Source organism: Candidatus Latescibacter sp., assembly GCA_030692375.1.
Taxonomy (GTDB): Bacteria; Latescibacterota; Latescibacteria; order Latescibacterales; family Latescibacteraceae; genus JAUYCD01.
In genome coordinates this window covers 1-5,703 of the sequence record JAUYCD010000103.1, presented here as the reverse complement: position 1 = coordinate 5,703, position 5,703 = coordinate 1, and the positions used below count along the sequence as shown (strand labels likewise).

At 48.4% G+C, this 5,703-nt stretch carries 3 protein-coding genes; 2 read left to right on the top strand and 1 reads right to left on the bottom strand.

All coding sequences use genetic code 11. The features are described from left to right. Nucleotides 1-833 (bottom strand): hypothetical protein (locus Q8O92_06320; GenBank protein MDP2982923.1); only part of this gene is annotated, 833 nt, incomplete at its 3' end. A 474-nt stretch (nucleotides 834-1,307) separates the two neighbouring features. Between Q8O92_06320 and Q8O92_06315 the strand changes: the two genes are divergently transcribed. Together Q8O92_06315 and Q8O92_06310 are read left to right on the top strand one after the other, a co-directional pair. Continuing rightward, nucleotides 1,308-2,582, top strand: coding sequence for an adenylosuccinate synthase (locus Q8O92_06315; GenBank protein MDP2982922.1), 1,275 nt, complete (start codon nucleotides 1,308-1,310; stop codon nucleotides 2,580-2,582). 118 nt (nucleotides 2,583-2,700) lie between these two features. Continuing rightward, nucleotides 2,701-5,148 (top strand): sigma 54-interacting transcriptional regulator, encoded by a 2,448-nt coding sequence (locus Q8O92_06310; GenBank protein MDP2982921.1) that lies wholly within the window; start codon nucleotides 2,701-2,703, stop codon nucleotides 5,146-5,148. Nucleotides 5,149-5,703 lie beyond the last annotated feature (555 nt).

The window sequence follows — 5,703 nt, the reverse complement described above, 5'->3', positions numbered from 1 at the left end:
TCACCGACCTCAAGGCCGCTGTTCTCCGGCGTGTACGATTTCCAGGAAACACCGTCAAAAAAAGACAAGCCCTTGGTTGTGCCGAACCATGCATTGTTCCCGGCGTCAAAAGAAATGTCATATACCCGACCAGGTATCTTGCTGTTCTCCAGGGTAAAAGTTTTCCATATCGTTCCGTCGAAGCTCGTAACACCACGATTCGTCCCAAACCATTTTACCTCTTTTTTATCCACGGCCACAGTATTTACATGATTATCCGCCAGGCCGTTCTGCACAGTATACGTTTTCCATGCTGTTCCGTCAAAACTTGCCGCGCCGTTATCCGTTCCCAGCCACAGTACATTCTCTCCGTCAATTGCCAATGCATTCACCGGCCCTGTCATTTGATACTTATTATATTTTTTCGTTTTACGGTCAAAAAACCACAGACGGTATGAGGCGATCCACAGGTTGTTGTCTTTATCCGCCGCTATTTCTTCAACCCACTGGCCGGAGAGGCTGTCATTGGGGTGGAACTTCCATGCTGAACCTTCAAAAGAGGCAATTCCGCCCCAGTCGCTGCCGCACCATATAACGACGGAATGGTCTATCGTTATGGCTGTTACAAAATTTCCGGGGAGGCCGTCCAAAGAAGTATATCTCACTGCCGAGCCGTCAGCCCCGTTCCAGCGCACCACTCCGCCGGAAGTGGCGCACCAGACCACCTGGCCATTAACCGACATATCGTAAACTCGGTTGCAATCGGTATAAACATTCCATACTCCTTCAGCGAAGACATAAGGAGAGAAGAAAATGATAGAGGAAACCAGAACGAGGATGTGAAATAATTTCATGACCATTCCTCCTGCATCTGTTCAGGTGGATTCTTATTATACAGTATACTCTAATGAGTGTTGCAATGCTATATATAACGACATAAATAATTGCGCATGTTTTGATTGTTTAGATCCTGAAACGAGTTCAGGATGACACGTGTCATGCCGAACTTGTTTCGGCATCTAATTTGAAAAGAAACGCAATAAAATATCGTCATGTATAATTTATGTAGCAAATAATATGCCAGTATTATATATTGTATAAAATCAAATAGTTATACTATTCTATGTTTTATGTGAAGGTTATAAACTGTCCGGTTTCGTACATGTACTGTCCGTTTCCGGACAGTATTGAATATATTCTGATGCCCTACGTTTGCAATCCAAAAACGCTCATTTTTTCTCTTGACTCTCTCTCAGTTCAACTGTATCATATGATGTAATTCGAGCAAAGCGCTCGAAGATTTTTTTTGCCTGTTTCTGAGGAGCGCCATGTCGGTAAAAATTGTAGTTGGTTCCCAGTGGGGAGATGAAGCAAAAGCAAAAATTGTTGATTTTCTTGCTGTTGACGCCGATTATGTTGTTCGTTTTCAGGGCGGGGCGAATGCCGGTCATACGGTGATTGTCGATGGCAATGAATTCATATTCCATCTCATCCCGGCAGGCATCATGTACCCGGATAAAATATGTATAATCGGCAACGGTGTGGTAGTCGATCCTTCGGCGCTGATGAATGAAATCGCCGAGTTGAAAAAGCGGGGAATAGATGTCGATGGAAGGCTCTTTATCAGCCAGAAAGCGCATATCGTCATGCCCTATCACAAACTTCTCGATGAGGCGGCGGAAAAATACAAGGGCAAAAATTCGATCGGCACCACCGGGAGAGGCATCGGTCCCGCTTACCGTGACAAAGCCGCCCGTGTCGGCATCCGTATCGTCGATCTCCTGAACCGCAAAGTGCTGGTGGAAAAACTTGAAATCAACGTTCGGGACGCCAACGACATTATTACCAAGATTTACGGATATGAACCTCTGAACCTCGATGAGATTGTGGAAGCATTCCTGGAATTCGACCGTAAAATCGATCCGTTTGTAAAAGACATTTCCGTGCTCCTCCATGATGCCATGAAAGCCGGAAAGAATATCCTCTTCGAGGGCGCACAGGGCGCTCTTCTCGATATCGACCATGGAACATATCCGTATGTGACATCCTCCAACACCATCGCCGGCGCTGCCTGCATCGGCACCGGCATAGGCCCCACCAGCGTGGACGAGGTGATCGGCGTGATGAAGGCATATACCACCCGGGTGGGCAACGGCCCTTTCCCTACCGAATTTGACGGCGAATTCGCCCAGATGATCCGTGACATCGGAGGCGAGTACGGCGCCACTACAGGACGGCCCAGGCGGTGCGGCTGGTTTGACGGGATCATCGGCCGCTATGCCGCCCGTATAAACGGTCTCAGTTCTCTGGCGGTCACCAAGCTGGATGTTCTCGATACGCTGCCGGAGATAAAAATATGCACCGGATACAGGTATGGCGGCAGGATTCTCGATAATTTCCCTGCGGATATCACTGTACTTGGAGAAGTAGAGCCGGTTTACGAAACCCATGCCGGCTGGATGACATCAACCCGCGATATACGGCTTTTCCAGGACCTTCCCGCAGCGGCCAGGATGTACCTCGCCCGAATCAGCGAATTCGTGGAAACACCCATCAAGTATGTTTCCATCGGGTCCGACCGGGTGCAAACCATTACCGTGTGATTCGGGGAGTATTGTCTCTGCCGAAAAAATTACCTTCGGTGGAAAAAGGACCAGCGCGGAGCGGCTGGGGCATACCGAGTTGCATATGCATTACATGGTGCAGAAAGAGAAATAAGAAATGACTACCGGCGAGACAAAATCGGAAGGATTCGATGCCATCCGATCGAAAGTGCTCCTCACCCACGCCATGAAACTGGCGAACGCCCCGCTGGTGGTCGAAGAGCGGCTGGAGCTCCTTGCCCGCATCATCGGCGAGTACCTTTCGGTGGATGATGTGCTCATCTTCCTCAAGGAGCCGGAGACCGACACCCTGGTGCTCCGCATCAGCATCGGTCTTGACCCCATCGCCATCGGAAACGTGCGGATTTCCATCGGCCAGGGTATCACCGGGATGGTGGCGAAAACCCGGAAATACCTGACCTCTAAAAATATCCTGAAAGATCCCCGGAGCTTTTATTCCGCCTATTCGGAAGATGAAAAATACCCATCGATTCTTTCAGTGCCCATTCTCTGGAACGATGAGCTTCTCGGAGTGGTCAACATCCGGAGCAAGGTGGAGCGTGAATTCACCGAGAGAGAGGCGCAGGAGCTGAATAATTTTACTGCAAGCATCGCAGGCTCGATAAAGCACGCTCAGGAATATGAAAACCTTGAATACAAGGCCAAGCTCCTGGAACTCTCGAACAAGATTGCCGGTACGGTTTCATCGTCGCTCGATCTGGACGTTATCCTCGATGAACTGGCCTGGGAGATCGCCAACAGTTTCGGAATAAACGGGGTCATCATCTATCTCATGGACAGCAAGGGAACGGTAACCAAAACCACTTCCTACGGTCTTAAATCCACTTTTGTGAAGAATTATCCCCGGGAGACCGCTGCCAGTTGTTTTTTGACCGGCGAACCCAAAATCCGTACCATCGATACAGCCAAACCTTTTCCGGACACTTCCGGGCGCGACCAGTGGAATATATGCCTTCCCCTGATCAACCGTAACAAGAGCCTCGGAGTGATCAGCCTTTTCGGCATTGACAAGGAGAATGACGATCCGAAGGGACTGTTCCTCTCTATCGGCGTCGATGTACTCCTGCACATAGCGGGATTATCCGCCCTGGCCATCGAGAATGCGGTCATCCATACGGAAATGAAGCGGCTGGCCGATGAAAATCAGAAAAAATTGGATGTCATCGATACCATGTACGCCCGGATAACCGCGATTTTCAATTCAATCACCAACGGCATCATAGCTGTGGATGAAAACGGTATCATACAGGATTTCAACAATCTTGCCCGCAAGTCGCTCGGCCTGGATGATTCCGCGCGCGGTTCACGGAACATAGATGCGATTACCTCATACAAACCATCTCTGGCCAGCATTATTTCACAGGGCAACGATCTCGACAACCGTGTTGTGACATTCATCACCCCGGCCAGCAAGTTCGCGGCAGTGGTGACCACTCGTTCTTTCCGGGACGCTTCAGGGGAACACCGTGGAAGCGTGATATCCTTCCGCCCCATGGAGGATACGGTGAAGCTGCTCTCACGGTTCACCTCACAGCGTCCACGCTATACCTTCGAAGACATCATCGGGCATTCCACCTCCCTTGCGGAAACAGTGAAACTGGCCCGGCTCGCCGCCCCGACCAATTCAAACGTGCTCATCATAGGCGAGAGCGGCACGGGAAAGGAGCTGTTCAGCCAGGCTGTCCATAACGCTTCACTAGTGGCGGATGGCCCTTTCATACCGGTGAACTGCGCCGCCATTCCCAAAGATTTGATCGAAAGCGAACTGTTCGGGTATGCCGAAGGGGCGTTTACCGGCGCCCGCAAGGGAGGCTACATCGGCAAATTCGAACAGGCCACCGGAGGCACTATCTTTCTGGATGAGATCGGGGATATGCCTCTCGATCTCCAGATGAAACTTTTGCGGGTTCTCCAGGAAAAGATGATCCAGCGAGTCGGCTCGGAGCACATAATACCGGTATCCGCTCGCGTAATCGCCGCCACCAACCGCGATCTGAAAAAAGCCATCCAGAATGGGGAGTTCCGCGAGGAACTGTTCTGGCGCCTCAATGTTCTGACCATCCAGATACCTCCTCTGCGCGACCGCAAGATCGATATACCTGAGTTCATACAATTTTTTATCGAAAAATTCTCCAAATCCTCGGGAAAACAGATCGCCGGAATCGATCCCGGAGTACTCAAAAAACTTATGGATTATTCCTGGCAAGGGAATATACGGGAATTGGAAAATGCCCTCGAACATGCCGTCCTTATCGCCCAATCAAAAACTATCTCCTGGGATGATATCCCGTCCAGTTTGAAAGACCGGATGGATGAAGAGGTGACAGGAACTACTATCTCCGACGATTTAGCAGAGATACACCGCACACGGGACGATTCCTCGCGCAAACTCTTCCGCGAAGCGATCCTTCTGGCAAAAGGGGATGTATCACTGGCAGCAAAAAAGCTGGGAATGAGCCGGGCGACCCTTTACCGTCGGCTGAAAAAAGCTGATATGACAATGTCCATCTCAACCATGAGACACAGTGTCAATAGTGAGAAATAACTGCAAAATATTGTATTATAATTTTTTACCAGCTAAAACATTATTTTCCCATCTTACTGTTCTCACATTTGAGACGAATAACAGTACATTTTCCCTTTCAATCGATTTTTCCATTTTCCATGCAAAGGGATAGTACTTTTTTTTAAGTATTTGATAAATATGGAGATTTAAGTATTTATCATGAATATTTTTATTTATCTTTATTATTTGGCATATTCTTAGCGTATATAAAGCTCACATTTGAGGTACTACCGGATAGTTCAGGGACAATTTCATAGAAAATGTGATCCCTTCGTAAACGCGGTAGTACCTTAAACCTTAATTATAGATGTATTTTTTCTCTCTTCCCCCTTTTTTACCCTTGTAATAGATAAGCCCCCTTTCCTCCTTTAAGGGGGCTTTTTTTATTTGAACTCATAACTGTCCGGTTAAAATTTGAGAGGTAAAGACAACTGTTGCTGTTTTTGAGTAATTGTCTTGAATCTATCGAAAGGAATGGTAAGTATTTCAACGAGATAGATGCTATCAAGGAGTAATTCTCCGACGATACGGGTT

Bases quoted from the DNA above. Each gene is read 5' to 3' on its own strand.
- Q8O92_06315 (MDP2982922.1), top strand. From the start codon at position 1,308: ATGTCGGTAAAAATTGTAGTTGGTTCCCAGTGGGGAGATGAAGCAAAA.
- Q8O92_06310 (MDP2982921.1), top strand. From the start codon at position 2,701: ATGACTACCGGCGAGACAAAATCGGAAGGATTCGATGCCATCCGATCG.